14 protein-coding genes and 1 pseudogene are annotated in these 15,750 nt (G+C 58.9%); 6 read left to right on the forward strand and 9 right to left on the reverse strand.

Annotated features, from left to right (window positions below):
• Nucleotides 1-427 (forward strand): annotated as a pseudogene (locus tag Q1J88_RS11085) (TetR family transcriptional regulator); the annotation flags it as partial.
• A 3-nt stretch (nt 428-430) separates the two neighbouring features.
• Here the strand turns inward: Q1J88_RS11085 and Q1J88_RS11090 are convergent.
• The 7 genes from Q1J88_RS11090 to Q1J88_RS11120 form a co-directional block, all read right to left on the reverse strand.
• Nucleotides 431-1,648: a CaiB/BaiF CoA-transferase family protein gene (locus Q1J88_RS11090; protein ID WP_301117755.1), complete on the reverse strand. Its 1,218-nt coding sequence runs from the start codon at nt 1,646-1,648 to the stop codon at nt 431-433.
• 16 nt (nt 1,649-1,664) lie between these two features.
• On the reverse strand, nt 1,665-2,858 hold the full coding sequence (locus Q1J88_RS11095) for an amidohydrolase family protein (protein WP_301117756.1): 1,194 nt from the start codon (nt 2,856-2,858) through the stop codon (nt 1,665-1,667).
• Nucleotides 2,859-2,941: 83 nt separating this feature from the next.
• Nucleotides 2,942-3,526 (reverse strand): amino acid synthesis family protein, encoded by a 585-nt coding sequence (locus tag Q1J88_RS11100; protein WP_301117757.1) that lies wholly within the window; start codon nt 3,524-3,526, stop codon nt 2,942-2,944.
• Between the two features lie 21 nt (nt 3,527-3,547).
• Nucleotides 3,548-4,192 carry an amino acid synthesis family protein gene (locus Q1J88_RS11105; RefSeq protein ID WP_301117770.1) on the reverse strand — a complete coding sequence of 215 codons (645 nt, stop codon included), beginning with the start codon at nt 4,190-4,192 and terminating at the stop codon, nt 3,548-3,550.
• A gap of 11 nt (nt 4,193-4,203) precedes the next feature.
• Nucleotides 4,204-5,196: a UPF0280 family protein gene (locus tag Q1J88_RS11110; protein ID WP_301117758.1), complete on the reverse strand. Its 993-nt coding sequence runs from the start codon at nt 5,194-5,196 to the stop codon at nt 4,204-4,206.
• A gap of 19 nt (nt 5,197-5,215) precedes the next feature.
• A complete protein-coding gene (locus Q1J88_RS11115) occupies nt 5,216-6,802 on the reverse strand; it encodes a 6-hydroxynicotinate reductase (RefSeq protein ID WP_301117759.1) in 1,587 nt (528 codons plus the stop codon).
• 166 nt (nt 6,803-6,968) lie between these two features.
• Complete coding sequence (locus tag Q1J88_RS11120) at nt 6,969-7,691, reverse strand: TetR/AcrR family transcriptional regulator (protein WP_301117761.1); 723 nt, start codon at nt 7,689-7,691, stop codon at nt 6,969-6,971.
• A gap of 151 nt (nt 7,692-7,842) precedes the next feature.
• Here Q1J88_RS11120 and fdxA point away from each other — a divergent pair, with 151 nt between their 5' ends.
• Nucleotides 7,843-8,166: a ferredoxin FdxA gene (gene fdxA / locus Q1J88_RS11125; protein ID WP_301117762.1), complete on the forward strand. Its 324-nt coding sequence runs from the start codon at nt 7,843-7,845 to the stop codon at nt 8,164-8,166.
• 37 nt (nt 8,167-8,203) lie between these two features.
• Nucleotides 8,204-9,634, forward strand: coding sequence for an aldehyde dehydrogenase family protein (locus tag Q1J88_RS11130; RefSeq protein WP_301117763.1), 1,431 nt, complete (start codon nt 8,204-8,206; stop codon nt 9,632-9,634).
• A 124-nt stretch (nt 9,635-9,758) separates the two neighbouring features.
• Here Q1J88_RS11130 and lipA read toward each other — a convergent pair whose 3' ends face one another.
• Nucleotides 9,759-10,757, reverse strand: a complete 999-nt coding sequence (gene lipA / locus Q1J88_RS11135; protein WP_301117764.1) for a lipoyl synthase — start codon at nt 10,755-10,757, stop codon at nt 9,759-9,761.
• A gap of 174 nt (nt 10,758-10,931) precedes the next feature.
• Between lipA and Q1J88_RS11140 the strand changes: the two genes are divergently transcribed.
• From Q1J88_RS11140 to Q1J88_RS11150, 3 genes are all read left to right on the forward strand, one after another.
• On the forward strand, nt 10,932-12,443 hold the full coding sequence (locus Q1J88_RS11140) for a mannitol dehydrogenase family protein (protein WP_301117766.1): 1,512 nt from the start codon (nt 10,932-10,934) through the stop codon (nt 12,441-12,443).
• An 86-nt stretch (nt 12,444-12,529) separates the two neighbouring features.
• Complete coding sequence (gene waaC / locus Q1J88_RS11145) at nt 12,530-13,528, forward strand: lipopolysaccharide heptosyltransferase I (protein WP_301117767.1); 999 nt, start codon at nt 12,530-12,532, stop codon at nt 13,526-13,528.
• A 5-nt stretch (nt 13,529-13,533) separates the two neighbouring features.
• Nucleotides 13,534-14,871, forward strand: a complete 1,338-nt coding sequence (locus Q1J88_RS11150; RefSeq protein ID WP_301117769.1) for a 3-deoxy-D-manno-octulosonic acid transferase — start codon at nt 13,534-13,536, stop codon at nt 14,869-14,871.
• Between the two features lie 38 nt (nt 14,872-14,909).
• Here the strand turns inward: Q1J88_RS11150 and galU are convergent, their stop codons facing one another.
• Nucleotides 14,910-15,740: a UTP--glucose-1-phosphate uridylyltransferase GalU gene (gene galU, locus Q1J88_RS11155; RefSeq protein ID WP_301117771.1), complete on the reverse strand. Its 831-nt coding sequence runs from the start codon at nt 15,738-15,740 to the stop codon at nt 14,910-14,912.
• Between the last annotated feature and the right edge of the window lie 10 nt (nt 15,741-15,750).

Below are 15,750 nucleotides of genomic sequence, written 5' to 3' on the forward strand. Positions count from 1 at the left end.
AGACATGTTCGAGGCCGAAAAAAACCTTGAACTTGACCACGACGACCCGGTGGGTTCGTTGCGCAAGATCATCGAGTTTCCGTTCAGATACTATCTTGCCAACCCCGAAATCATCACCCTGCTTGGCACCGAGAACCTGCAAAAAGGCAAGCACATCGCCAAGTCACGCACCGCCGACCAATACGCGCTGCCTTTCATTGGCATTCTTGAGGACGTCGTGCGCAAGGGTGTCGAACTGGGGCATTTCCGTGAAGGCGTCGATTGTCGCAAGCTATATATGGCCATGACGGCCCTGGGCTACTTCTATGTATCCAACCGCTACACATTCTCGGCGTTTCTGAACACCGACCTGATGGATACAGAGCGGATTGAAGCCTGGGCAGCTTACATCAGCGACCTGCTTCTGGATTCGGTACTGAAGAAGTAAACATCAAATCGCCTTCATCTGACGCAGCTCGGCAATCTTCGCCGCGTCCAGACCTAATTCAGACAGGACGTCATCGGTGTGCTCACCCAGCTCGGGAGGAGGCGCCTTGTATTGAACCGGAGAATCCGACAGCCTCATCGGGCTGGCAACCGTTGCTACCTTGCCGTATCGGGCCGAATCGATATCCACACGAATCTGGCGCGCCTTCACCTGCTCGTCCTCAAAAACACGATCTACGGTATTGATGGGACCGCACGGAAACCCGTGCCTGTTGCCCAGATCACACCACTCGTCGATAGTTTTGCACGCCATGCGCTGTTGCAACAACGGGATGAGTGTGTCGCGATTGAGCACGCGCTGAGCATTGGTGGCGAACCGCGGGTCAGTGGCCAGGTCGGGGCATCCTGCCGCCAGACAAAGGTTGGCGAACTGGGTGTCGTTGCCGATCGCCAGCATCACATGGCCATCGGCACAGGCAAAAGGCTGGTAAGGCACGATGGAAGGATGGGCACTACCCAGGCGGCCCGGCACCTGATTGCCGATCAGGTAGTTGCTGGCCTGATTCGCCAGCATCGCCACCTGAACGTCGAGCAATGACACATCGATGTGCTGCCCCTTGCCCGTACGACCCCGCTGATGCAATGCTGCCAGAATGGCCGATGTGGCATAGAGTCCGGTCAGGATATCCACTACCGCAACACCCACTTTTTGTGGCCCGCCACCCGGAACATCGTCAGACTCCCCGGTAATGCTCATCAGACCGCCCATGGCCTGAATCAAGGCATCGTAGCCGGGTCGAGTGGCATAAGGGCCGCTCTGCCCAAAGCCGGTAACCGAACAATAGATCAGGCGCGGATTGATCTGCGAAAGCGTGTCGTAATCCAGACCGTATTTTTTCAGGCCGCCTACCTTGTAGTTCTCGACCAGGATATCGGCTTTTTTGACAAGCTCAAGCAGCACGCTTCGACCGGCATCGACAGTAAAGTCGAGAGTGATGGAACGCTTGCCCCGGTTACAACAAAAGAAATAAGCAGCATCGCCCGCCACGCCGTCTGGATCGGTGGCAAACGGAGGCCCCCAACGCCTGGTGTCGTCGCCTGTGCCGGGACGCTCTACCTTGATGACATCGGCGCCAAGATCCGCCAGGTTCTGGGTAGACCAGGGGCCCGCCAGAATTCGGGACAAGTCCAGTACAACGATGTCCTGCAATGCTGCTGTCATGACGCTATTGACCCTATCAGTGCTTTTCGATCACCGGCAGTTCGGTCGCCGGTGGTGTGTTTCGGCTGCGATGGCATCGGACAATGCCGTCGATGATCACCATGCCGATGCCTGGCAGGTCGCCGAGCTGAACGCTTTCAAGCAGCGTAGAGGCCGCCGTATGTTGCGCGCGATCCATGATGACGAAATCCGCGGCACGACCCACCTCGATCAGACCGCAGTCCAGGTCTCGCATGCGGGCCGTATTGCCCGTTGCAAAGCAGAAAGCGATCTCGGCCGGAATATCCGCCAGGCTGGACAGTTGCGACACCATCCGCAAGATGCCCAAGGGTTGAACGCCGGATCCGGCCGGGCCGTCGGTACCAAGAATGACGCGATGCAAGCACTTCAGTTCGTGCGCGTGGCGAGCAGTAAGTATGGCGATCCGCTCGTTACCGTTATGAACGATCTCGATACCACGACTGGAGCGTTCACAGAGCTCGCACACGTGTTTGTACGGCAGAGCCGTGTGGCCACCGTTAATATGGCCAATGATGTCGGCATCGGCTTCCAGCACGACATCCTTGTCGATCAGGCCAGAGCCGGGAATTGATGGGCCGCCCGTGTGGATGGTGCTTTGGATGCCATATTTTCGCGCCCACTCGACCATCTGGCGTGCTTCGTCTCCGGCCTTGACGCTTCCCAGGCCGATTTCGCCCAGCAACTTGACCCCGGCATCCGCCAGATCCTTGAAATCGGATTCGACCATGCCTTTTTCGATAACCGGTGCACCCGCAAGTACCTTCACGCCACCGGGGCGCGCGTTTTCGTACGCACGTTGCGAGGCGATGGCCAGCGCCTTGAGACCGACGATATCCTTGGGTCGCCCCGGATAATGCACTTCACCGGCCGAAATCATGGTGGTGACGCCGCCGTTAAGGGAAGAGTCGATCCAGCCAAGCTGACCCTGACGCGGAGTCCAGTCTCCGGCTACGGGGTGAACGTGCGAATCGATCAGACCTGGTGTCAGCGTCGTGCCCCGACAATCGATAACGGTGTTGGCACCTTCAACATTACAGTCGGCGTATTTTCCTACCGCTGAAATGCGGCCGTCGTCGACAACAATGGTGTCGGCATCCAGGATGGGATTGTCCAGATCACCTGACAATAGCAAGCCGATATTCTTGATAACGACTTTTCCTGATTTTTCTGGTGCAGCGGCGGTGGCCATACTGATCTCCTCTGTATCTGACTGTCTCGAGCCCATCCGCAGGCATGCTCAGGGATGCACGCGTCCGGGCACGGAAAATATTCTTAGCGCAGGCCGTCCTCGCCCTTGATTTCGGATACCTGCAAGCCGCCTACGCGGGGCAGGGGCCGGCCCGAATCGGTCACGGCAACGGCCACGACAATTTCGTTGGCCCGCGGAGCATCGGAAACCCGCGCTTCGACGGCATCGAAATGACTGCGCACAAAGGCGGCATCCTTGTGACCCAACGGTACATCAATGGCCGAGCCGATGCCGCCCATCTTTTTGGAAGAAGGCACCAGGGCCGCGCCCTTTTGCACAGCCTTGCGCAACGGCGCGCCCAGCTTCGGATGCAGGATGGCAGCAGCATGCTCGAGTTCGCCGGCTTCGCCGACAATCGCGGCCTTGCCGTAACTTTCGGCTTGCTCGGGCTGAATGCCAAGCGCCTTCACACACTGCTCGCCCAGCAGGCCACCAAGCTCTTCGCCGATAGCGATCAGCTCGTCCAGGTTCTCGGAATACCGCCCTGCATAGGGGTTTTCGATGACCGCCATCGCCACCGCACGACGCGTTGCCGGTTCGATCTGCTTGCCCATTTCAACGCGGGTCTCATCCACTACCACTACCGTTTTGCGAATCTTTGCTGACATGTCTTTCTCCTGTTCTAGTGCTTAACGCAATCCGTCGTACTTGCTGATCTGTTCGGGTCGCAGTCCCCCGACTCGCTGATGAATTCGCTCGCCCGTGGCCATCACAAGGATGAAGACGAGTTCGTCTGCGGCGGGAGCGCCGGGAACATAAACCTCCATGGCGTCGAAGTGCCCGCGAACATAGCTGGCGGTGACGTGTGTGAGTGGCACATCAAGCCTGGTTCCGGGGCCGCCAACTTTCTTGGTGGACGGCACAATGGACAAGGCGCGACCATTTTCGAGCCCCTTGGGCACAGAACCCTGACCTTGCTTGTACGCCGAGCGGTCTCCCTTCCAGCCCAGAAGCTCCCGCATGGCGTAGCCGCCTGGCACGTGCCACAGGGCACCATGTTCGAGCTCGCCGGCTCCGCCCACTATCGAGCCCTTGCCATAGCTTTCGATATCGTCAGGCTCAACGCCCATTGCCGCAACCAGACGCTGCGCCATATCCAGCCCCACGTCATTCAAGGCATCCATCATGGGAAGAATATTTTCTTCGTATCGCCCTGCATAAGGATTCTTGAGTACGGCGGCGACCGCGCCACGAACGAGGGGTTTCTTTCCTGCCGGACCGAACTCGTGGAAGATGGTTTCCACCTCGGTCAGAACCCGGCGTACTTCAATCAGATCAGACATGACTATCCCTTATGAACTTTGTTTTCTGCAGAGCCCCGGGGCCCTGCGACAACCTGAAAATCGAGCCCTGGATCTGCACCCGACGGCTCATGGCTGGCGTGCCGGCCGAACGTACCAACGACTCGTACCGACCCCTGCAGCATCAATACTGCACTATGTATCAACTCGTGGGAATGCAAATGCCGGGCGAACTGCTCACCGGCGTCCAGCGCCGTTTCGATCGCCGCCTGTGGCAGGGGATCCACCTGCACGGTTACCAGGCGCGAGCCCAGATCCGTATCGTCCTTCAAGGTGTCGGCAGGTGCCCGATAGACCCCGGCATGTTCCACGCTTACGTGATTGGCAATCAGGGTGGCAGCCACGTCGGCCTGCGCAGCCGTCGACGCCAAAACCGTCACACTGTCTGCGATTCCCATGCTCAGGCTGCGCCCTCTCCATCCACTGGTCGCAATTCCGCGTACCGGCATGACGGCGCCGATTTCGAACGCCCCGTCCAGGTCAATGTTCTGGCCTTGATACCGGCCCAGATCCGAGAAGAGTCCGACCCGGTACCGTTCGCCCGCCGCAATATGCAAGGCAATATCGCCACCATTGTTGACGAACGCACGGCGTATTCCCTTGCACTGGAAATACCCGATGAGTTCTTCGGCGACCGAGCCCGCTACCGCTGCCATGGGTGTCACAAACAGACTATCCATATAGGGGCGGCACGCCTCGAGCATACGCCTGGCTATTGGGCCGTGGACGTTCGAACCGGCTGCCGCCCTGGCTCGCAGCTGCGGAAGCTCTGACACCAGTTCTGGAAGGATTTGGGAAAAGCGCTGCCAACTTTCAGCCAGAGCGCCTTCGACCGCTTCGCGTTCGCCTTCGACTCCGAGGATGATGTCGATGGGGCCATGGTGAAAATGCCAGCGCCCATCGTCCAGCATCGAGCGCATTGCGCCTGACGCATGGACGACCGGTTCATTGGCAACCGCAGGCATCCCCTGGATCATGAGACATCCCGACGGGCCGTCAGCCCAGTACGGGCTTGCCCGCTATCGGCCATGGACTGGCAGGATCGACCCAATTGATGATCCGGTGATTCGCCTTGGCCAGCACTTCGCTGATGGACTGCACATCGCCGATATGTCCGCCCAGACGTTCATAGTCTTCGAGCTTCATGCTGAACTCGATTGGGGCGACAATCGCCGGGGTCGGCACATAACCAAAGGAATTGTCAGGCATGCGCATGACGTCGACCATCACCGTGATGCCCCCGCCGGCCCAGATATAGGCGGGCGCTCCACCGCAAGTCACGTTGACCAGTGCTTTCTTGATGGAATTTGTCAGCCAGATGGGGTTCTCGGTGACACCTGCCCGCAAGGACCCTCCGGCGCCGCCCAGGAACAGGACACTGGCCAGGGATGGCTCACAGTTTTCACCGATACGGTCAACTGTCTTTTGCAGTGGTTCTGGCATGGGCTTGCGCTGCGGCTGCAGAGCATCGTCAAGCTCGAAGTACTCGGCATGCTCACCGGTCGTGGACGTGATCAGCAGGCGCAGGCCAGGTTTCGCCACCTCGGGGTCAAAGCCCTCGATGATGGAAAGCGGATCGGAAATATCGGTACCGCCCCAGCCATTGCCCGGATTGGCGACCTGGAAATAGCGCCCAGGGGTGGATTTACGGCCCTTCATCTTGATGCCCGAAGGCGGAATGTCCAGACAGCGCCCGGCCTGGTGCTCGGTAAGGACGCCAGTGATGTGGTCATCTACCACCACGACTTCGTCAGCGTGCCCAAACCATTGCTTCGCAAAGATTCCGATGGCCGCCGAGCCGCAGCCAACACGCATGCGTTTTTCTTCGACGCCATCCACAATGGGAGCCTTGCCGGCTTGCACCACCAGCTGCGCACCACCATCAATGCTTAGCTCGACCGCCTGCTTGTTGCCCAGCGCCATCATCATGTCGCAGGTGACGCGGCCTTCTTTCTTGCTGCCGCCAGTCAGGTGATGCACACCACCCAGGGACAGCATCTGCGACCCATATTCGGCGGTGGTGACGTGGCCGACGATCTCGCCCTTGTGACGGATGTTGGACTGTTCCGGGCCCAGGTAGCGATCGGTATCGATTTTTACCTTGAAGCTGCAGTAGCTGAATATGCCTTCGGTGACGACCGTGACCATGTCAACGCCATTGGCCTTGGATGAAACAATGAAGGGTGCCGGCTTGTAATCGGGATACGTCGTGCCTGAACCGACCCCGGATACGAACAAATCTGTTTCGGGGTCTTCGGCCAGCGCCACGGAGCCGACATCTGCCTGCTGCTCGGGGGATGCGGCTTCGAGTGCCGACGGCGCGGGCGGCCCGACAGGGCGGCGCATGATGACGACCGGGTCAATGCGGGTCAGTACGCCGTCGACGTTGCCCCAGCGGTCACAGGCGCCGGTACGTCCTTCAGTTATCTGACACAGGACAGGACAGGCGTTGCACTCGACCTTGTTGGCTGCCATCTTGGCGTTGCGTGGCTTGGATTTCTCAAGCACAGTGGGGCCGGGGGTGGACGGCATGGTGTCGTCCAGGTTGTCGGAGCTGTGATCCACTTTGGTATGTTCGGTCATAGCCGAAGACTCCTTGGCTTTCGCGTCGCGCCGGCACAAGCCGCCGACTGATGAAATTGAATATAGTGCTTACTATAAATTGTAGTAGTTACTACATTTAGAACTTGATGTTATCCCAAAAGCTTTCCAGCGACAAGACAGTTTCAACCCTTATATGCTGAGGCTTTCAGGTTGGGAGTTTGAGCAGGACACTGCGCAACACGGTGTCGGTAATGACGGATTTCCAATGGTCGAGCTCCCCCTTGCCGCGCAGGTCGGCGTTCAGGAATACGCTCAGCGTATAGTGATTGGACAGGTAGAAATAGCCCAGAGCGGCAATTTCGATGTAAAGGTCGCGCGCCCGTTTGTCTGCCCGAAACACCCCTTTTTCCACCCCGGAACGCAATACGTCTTCGAGGATCGCCACCGCAGGCGACGACAATTCGCTGGCGCGCGCCGACTTCTTGATATGGCGTCCCTTGAGCAGGTTCTCGCTGTTGAGCAGGGTGATGAACTCGGGATGATCCAGGTAATACTGCCAGACAAAATGAACAATGGTCGTCAGGGCCGAGACGGGCTCCTCGAGGTCGATGTCGATCCGAGCTTCGGCCTCGTTCATTTTCTCGTAGGCCGTCTCCAATACTTCGACAAACAACTGTGCCTTGCTGCCGAAGTAGTAATAGATCATCCGGTCGTGCGTACCCGAAAGCCGCGAAATACTTTCGACCTTGCCGTCTGTGAACCCGTTGCGTGCAAATACTCGTGTGGCCGCCCTGAGAATTGCCTCGCGGGTCTTATGAGCCCGCTGTTGCGTGGCCGCGTGCGCCTTGCTCCGACCTCCTTCCGCGCCGGACCTTCCCGGGGCAGCGATTTTTCGGGGACTTTTCTTCCGGGGAGTATCGGTTGGCATGACGTAGGCTTGGGGGGTTGACACCCTAGTGGATTCTACCCAACATAGAAATGTAGTCAACACCGAAAAATTTGGTGTTTACTACATTTCTGCAATGCACTACGATACGTCCGAAAACATTGTCATTCTTTACGCCTGATAGGTTCTTCTCATGACTCACGTCGTAACCGAAGCTTGTATCCGTTGCCGTTATACCGATTGCGTCGACGTCTGTCCCGTCGACTGTTTCCACATGGGGCCCAATTTCCTGGTCATCGATCCCGACGAGTGCATTGACTGTGCAGTCTGCGTCCCCGAATGTCCGGTCGAGGCCATTTACGCCGAAGAAGACCTTCCCGAAGATCAATTGCACTTCATCGAAATCAATGCCGAGCTGTCTCAGCAATGGGAAGTCATCTCACGCAGCATAGGCCCCCTGCCCGACGCCGAGGAATGGAAGGACAAGACTGGCAAGCTCGACCAGCTCGAGCGCTAAACGCTTTTTCGCCCAACTCCATTACACGAGTCCAACCATGCATAAGAATTGGATTGCCGGCCAATGGCTAGGCAGCGACAACGTCCAACAAAATCTCAATCCATCCGATCTTTCTGATGTGGTGGGCGAGTATGTGCGCGCCAGCGCCGACGACGTCGAAATGGCCATTGCATCGGCCCATGCCGCCTGGCCCGCCTGGTCCCTGAGCACACCGCAGCAACGGTTCGATGCCCTCGACATGGTGGGCACCGAACTCCTTGCGCGAAAGGCCGAGCTGGGCGAACTCCTGGCACGCGAAGAAGGCAAGACCCTGCCCGAAGCAATTGCCGAGGTCGGACGAGCCGGCCAGATCTTCAAGTTCTTTGCCGGGGAAGCCCTTCGTCTTGAAGGAGAAGCGCTGGCATCCGTCAGGCCCGGCATACAGGTCGAAGTATCTCGCGAACCCATCGGCGTGGTCGGCATCATCACGCCGTGGAACTTCCCCATTGCCATCCCGGCCTGGAAAATAGCTCCCGCACTGGCGTATGGCAATTGTGTGGTATTCAAGCCCGCCGATCTGGTTCCTGGCTCAGCCTGGGCATTGGCCGAAATCCTCAGCCGCAGCGGTTTGCCCGAGGGGGTATTCAACCTGGTCATGGGGCGCGGTTCGGTCGTGGGCGCGGCCTTTATCGAAGACCCGCGGGTCGAGGCCATCACCTTTACCGGCTCGGTCCCGACCGGCCGGCAAGTGCTCGAACAGGCGGCCGCCGGCCGTAAAAAGGTTCAGCTCGAGATGGGAGGCAAGAACCCTCTGGTTGTGCTTGACGACGCCAACCTTGAAACGGCGCTTGACTGCACCATCCAGGGCGCTTTTTACTCAACCGGCCAGCGCTGTACGGCCAGCAGCCGTATCATCGTGCAACGCGGCATCTATGATCAATTCACCAGCGAGCTGGCGCGCCGCACACAACAACTTCGAGTTGGCCACGCCCTGCGTGCCGACACGCAGATCGGTCCCGTCAGCGAAGCACCGCAGCTCGAACAAAACCTGTCTTACATCAAGATCGGCAAACAGGAAGGTGCCCGTCTGCTTTGTGGGGGCGAACAACTCGAACGCGACACAAACGGCTTTTATTTCAGCCCGGCTGTATTTGCCGATGCAGATAGCCGGATGCGCATCGCGCAAGAAGAAATTTTCGGCCCTGTGGCCACGGTCATCCCGGCCGACGACTACGAGCACGCTCTGGCACTGGCCAACGACACAGAGTTCGGCCTCAGCTCCGGCATCTGCACCCAATCTCTCAAACATGCCGCGCACTTCAAGCGTTCGATACAGGCCGGCATGGTGATGGTCAACGTGCCAACGGCCGGCGTCGATTACCACGTGCCATTTGGCGGTCGAAAAGGTTCCAGCTACGGCCCCCGCGAGCAGGGACGCTACGCACGAGAATTCTTCACTGTCGTCAAGACGGCATATACGGCAGCTTGACAACAGCAGATTCAAACCCTGCCGCCATTGCCGTGGCGGCCCGGTTCAAATGAAACAAGGCGGCCCTGGCCGCCTTGTCCGTTGATGCAGGCAATAACCGAAATAGCGAAAAATCAGCCGCGAACTACAGCGCGTTGACGCCCGCAGCATGAGCCTGCTCGTCGGCGTGATACGACGAGCGGACCATGGCACCTACAGCAGCGTGGGTGAAGCCCATTTCATAGGCTTCGCGCTCGAACATGGCGAAGGTGTCGGGATGCACATAACGCAAGACGGGCAGGTGGTGCTCAGAGGGTTGCAGATATTGCCCGATGGTCAGCATATCGACGTTGTGCGCCCGCAGATCGCGCATGACCTCAAGAATTTCTTCGTCGGTTTCACCCAGGCCCAGCATCAGACCCGACTTGGTCGGGACATCAGGATGCAGCGCCTTGAACTCCGACAGCAGCTTCAGCGAGTGGTGATAGTCGGAACCCGGGCGCGCTTGCTTGTACAAGCGAGGAACCGTTTCGAGATTGTGGTTCATGACGTCGGGCGGGCCGCCATTGAGTATCGCCAGCGCGCGGTCCAGACGACCGCGGAAGTCCGGCACCAGCACCTCGATACGCGTGGCGGGCGACAACTCGCGCACCTTCTGGATGCACTCGACAAAATGCGCTGCGCCCCCGTCGCGCAGGTCGTCGCGGTCGACCGAGGTAATCACGACATAGGATAGCTTCAGGGCAGCAATGGTACGGGCCAGATTGACGGGTTCATCCGGATCGAGCGGGTCAGGACGACCATGACCCACATCGCAGAAGGGGCAGCGGCGAGTACATTTGTCGCCCATGATCATGAAGGTGGCCGTGCCTTTGCCAAAGCACTCGCCGATATTGGGACAGGAAGCTTCTTCGCAGACCGTATGCAGATTGTGCTCGCGCAAGATGCGCTTGATGTCGTAGAAGCGTGAGCCTGGCGAGGCGGCCTTGACGCGTATCCATTCGGGCTTTTTAAGACGCTCGGCCGGAATGATCTTGATGGGTATGCGCGAAGTCTTTGCGTGTGACTTCTGTTTCTGGCTCGGATCGTAGCCTGCGGCGCCGGTCGCTTCGTGGGCGACGGGCCGGTCAAGAGGTGTAGTCATACCTGTTCCCAATAATTTCGTTGCACCGGACAGGTGCAACCAACGGGCATTTTAACGCCTATCGTCCGCCGGGTCGAAAATCACCGCCCTGTGCACGGCAGCTGCGTTTGCCTTGAACCAGCGCCCGTCTCATAATAGCTTTACGCCCACATACCTCCCGTACGGAGCCGAGCCATGGAACGACTGTCCAGCGCCACCTTGCATCATGTGCCCGACCATATCGTTCGACCTGCCTACTCTCGGCAGGACATGCCGGTGCGCATTGTCCATCTGGGCGCCAGTGCCTTTCATCGCAGTCATCAGGCCGTCTATACCGACGACGTCATGCAGGAAGGCGAAGAGCTTTGGGGCATCCTGAACGTAAGCCTGCGAAATCCGGCGATTACCCATGCCCTCGAACCACAAGACAGCCTGTATACCTTGCTGGTCCGGCACGATGAACAGACGCGCGCACGCATTATTGGCAGCATTGCCCGTACCACCTACTTGGCCGATGAACGCCATACGGTCATCGACGCCCTGACGTCTCCTGATACACAGCTCGTAACGCTAACCATCACACCCCGTGGTTATTACTACGATTCCGAAAACGACCTGCTGGATGTCGACCATCCCGATATCCGCTTCGATCTCAATTCGCCACACAATGCCGGCACGGCCATAGGCATCCTTGCCTGGGCCGTTCACCAGCGCAAGCAGCTGGGCCTGCAGCCACTGACGCTGCTCAGCTGCGACAACATGCCTTCCAACGGCAAGGTGTTGCAACGCGTTCTCGAACACTATATCGAACGCATACAGCGTGACGCAGGCGACCGCGAATTGCTCCAGCACTTCCTCGATCGTTACGCCTGCCCATGCTCGCTGGTCGATCGTGACACTCCGGCCATCCGCGCGGCGGATATCGCCGAAACCGAAACGATACTGGGTCTTCATGACGCTGCCCCAGTCATTACCGAGCCCTTCTCCCAATGGGTGATTCAAGACTGGTTCTCGTCCGGACGTCCCGCGTGGGAACAAGCCGGCGCTGTCTTTGCCCCTCATGTCCAGCCATACGAACAAATGCACGAGCGTCTGCTCGGAGGCGCCCAGTGCGCGCTGGCATACCTGGGCACCACGGCAGGCTACAAGTCGGCCCACGAAGCCATGCAGGCACCCGATTTTGCGCGGTTCCTCGACGATCTCATGGTCGAAGCGGCCAGCACATTGTCGCGTCAGGCGAAACCGGCATGGCAAGACTACAAAGACCGTCTATTGCGCCGATTTCATAATTCAGCCGTCGAAAGGTCGATTTCACAGATGGCCATTGACGGCACGCTTGTCTTGCCCGGTGCCATCATCGAGCCCATGAGAATCCGCTTGTCCCACGGCATGTCCATCGACCGCCACGCGCTGGTGGTTGCGGCATGGATACGCTGTCTCACGGGCCTTAACGAACGGCTCGAAGAGCTCTTTATCAATGATCCATTGCGCGACGAGCTTCTGCAGGCAGTCAGCAAGGCAGGCGGTCGGCGCGCCAGCCCTCACGACCTGGTCGATGCCGTGCTCGAAATCAAAGCCGTGTTCGGCGAATCGCTGCCTCAGGATATCGAATTTGTCCGTTGCATTGCCGCCGCCTTGCAAAATCTTATGGATAATCGAAGCGCCGGAGCCTTGGCTGCGCTTGCCGCCACCGACTCCGCCCTGTAGTGCCGCCCGAAACAACCATGCGCTGACTCGTTGCGGGACGTGTCGGTTTCGCTGTTTGCGCCAGGAGTTCTCTTTATAATCCCGCCATGACAACGAAAATACTCATTGTTCGATCTTCATCGCTGGGCGACCTCGTCCACATGCTTCCGGCTGTCTCGGATATCGCGCGGCACGTGCCCCAGGCACAGATCGACTGGGTGGTAGAAGAAAGTTTCGCCGAAATCCCTTCGTGGCACCCTGCTATCCATGAAGTCATCACGGTCGCCCACAGGCGATGGCGAAAAAGCTGGTGGTCGCGGCAATCCCGTAAAGAACGCGCCATCTTGCGCGAGACCCTGCGTTCGCGACATTACGACATTGTGCTTGATATGCAGGCCCTGATGAAATCAATCTGGGTTGTCCGACAAACGCGTGGCACGCGTCATGGGCTGGATCGCAAGTCGGCCCGCGAACCCTTGGCCAGTCTGTTCTATGACGTGAAACACACGGTCAAATTCTGGCAGCCCGCCATCATTCGGCAACGTGAACTTGCTGCGTCCGTCTTCGGCTACCAGTATGAAGGCACCCCCGACTTCGGACTCCAGGCCTTTACCGACGGGCAGGCGATTGAGCCTTACGCCGTCATCATGCCTTCTGCCAGTCGTGCGGACAAGCTCTGGCCGTCTGAGGACTGGCAAGCTGTTTTCGACCGGCTTCAGGAGCGCGAGCTGAGCCTCAAGCTGCTGGCAGGCAACGAAGCCGAAGCCGCACGTGGCCGGGCCCTGATTGCAGGGCGGCAAAACGCCGAGGTCCTGCCCAGAATGAGCCTGACAGACATTGCACACGTACTGGCGCGCGCCCGGATCATGGTCGGACTGGACAGCGGCCTTACCCACCTTTCGGCGGGACTTGGCCGGCCCACCATCGGCATATACAAGGCCTCAACTCCGGTGCGCACACCTTTGCAGGGCCCGGCTTACACGGCAAGCCTTGGCGAGCGAGGCAATGCGCCCTCTGCCCAAACTGTATTAAGCGCGATTGACCAGGCTCTTGAATACAGCCGTGCCGCGCCTTCCACCGTCCAACCTGCTGACGATCCAGGCTAACTGTCGTGAACCGGTTCTTTTATACGGCCAGCATACGCTTGCTGGCGCCCGCACTTTTAATATGGATGGGCTTGCGTGCGCGCCGCGCAGGTGGCCAATGGGAGGTGCTGTCCGGACCGCGTTTCGGGCGGTATGCGAACCCGGCACCGGCGCACAGGCCAGTGTGGGTTCATGCTGTCAGCCTCGGCGAGACCAGGGCTGCCCAGCCGCTGGTCCAGGCATTGCTGGACGACGGACACACGGTACTTCTGACCCACATGACGGCGACTGGCAGGGCTGAAGCCGGACGCATGTTTGGCCCGGCCGTGGAACAAGGGCGGCTTGTTCAAGAGTGGCTTCCCTACGATTTCCCGGGCAGCGTCCAACGCTTTCTGGCTCATTACCGACCTCGTGTGGGTGTGATGATCGAACGCGAGATCTGGCCAAACATCATCGCCACCGCGCGTCGCAAGGGCATCCCCATGGTTTTGGCCAGCGCACGGTTTTCCGACAACTCCCTGCGTCAGGCGCTACGTGCCGGCAAGGTCATGCGAGAAGCCTACGAAAGCCTGTCCGCGGTTTACGCACAAACCTTGCAGGACGCTCAACGACTGGAACAAGCCGGGGCCGTTGCCGTGCGGGTTTCAGGCAATTTCAAGTTTGACGTCTCGCCGCCGCCCGAAGAAGTCGCACACGGCAAGGCCTTTGCTGCCGCGCTGCCGCGCAAAATGCTGACTATCGCCAGCACGCGGGAAGGCGAAGATGAACTGTTCATCAATGCCATCGCACAGCAGCTGAAGCGTGCGGCGGCACTGGGCAACGGCCTGCGGGACGAGGTTCTGTTCTGTCTGATTCCCCGGCATCCACAACGCTTCGACGAAGCCGCCGCCATGTTGCAAAAGGCGGGCATACCCTTTACTCGGCGCAGCCAGTTTGCAGAAGGCGATGGAACTGCCTACAGCAACATCAAGGCGTGTGCCAATGCCATGGTCCTGCTGGGCGACAGCCTGGGCGAGATGCCCCGCTATTACGCCGCCAGCCAGATTGCCATTGTGGCCGGAAGCTTTGCGCCCCTTGGCGGCCAGAACCTGATCGAAGCCTGTGCCATCGGCCTGCCCGTAATTGTGGGACCCCATACCCGCAATTTCGAACAGGCTGCGGCAGATGCCATTCAGGAAGGCGCGGCGCTACGCGCCCCGGACCCTGAAAGCGCGATTCAGTTGGCCTTGCAGCTGCTCGACGACCCACAACGCCTGGCACGCATGGGCGAAGCCGGCGCATACTGGGTCAAGCAACACGCAGGTGCCGTTGAACGCGTGGTGATCGGCTTACAGGAAATTCTGGCGCAAAAAGAAAAACAATAAGATGCCGGCCGGGCATCAGCCGGGCCGGACTTCAGTGGCTACATGCCGTGGTATTTACGGCCAAGTTCGAGTGTCGCGCGGTAGAAACCTTCTTTGCTGCCACAGTCGTAGCGCGTTCCCTCGTATTCATAGCCGTAGACCCCGCGGGATTTGAGCAAGCCCGCGATACCGTCGGTCAGCTGGATCTCTCCTCCCACACCCGCCTCGGTACGGCGCAAGTGGTCGAAGATTTCGGGCTCCAGCACGTAGCGTCCCACTACCGCCAGAGTAGACGGTGCGTTTTCGGGCAAGGGTTTCTCAACGATCGCTTCGACCTTGCTGGTTTTTTCGTTGATGCGCGGACCTGCGATGATGCCGTACTTGTTGGTCTGGCTGCGCTCCACATCATTGATGCCCAGCACACTGCCATTCTGCTGATGAGCGGCTTCAACAAGCTGGCGCGTTACAGGGGTCTCGGCATCGATCAGGTCATCGGCCAGAATCACGACGAAGGGTTCATTTCCAACGATAGGCGCAGCACATAGGACGGCATGGCCAAGCCCCAATGGGGCAGGCTGGCGCGTATAGATGCAATTGACATACGAAGGTATGACGTTGCGCACCATATCCAGCAGTTCGGTCTTGTTCTTGGCGGCCAGGTCGGCCTCAAGCTCGGGAGCACTATCGAAGTGGTCCTCGATTGCCCGCTTGTTGCGGCCCGTGATGAAAATAAGGTCAGTCACGCCGGCGGCGATGGCCTCTTCGACTGCGTACTGGATCAACGGCTTGTCAAACACCGGCAACATTTCCTTTGGCATGGCCTTGGTAGCCGGCAAGAACCGCGTACCCAACCCCGCCACAGGAAAGACAGCTTTACGTATAGGTTTCATAGCTTCCCAA

Source organism: Pusillimonas sp. (assembly GCF_029263785.1).
In the GTDB taxonomy this organism is placed as follows: Bacteria; Pseudomonadota; Gammaproteobacteria; order Burkholderiales; family Burkholderiaceae_B; genus Pusillimonas.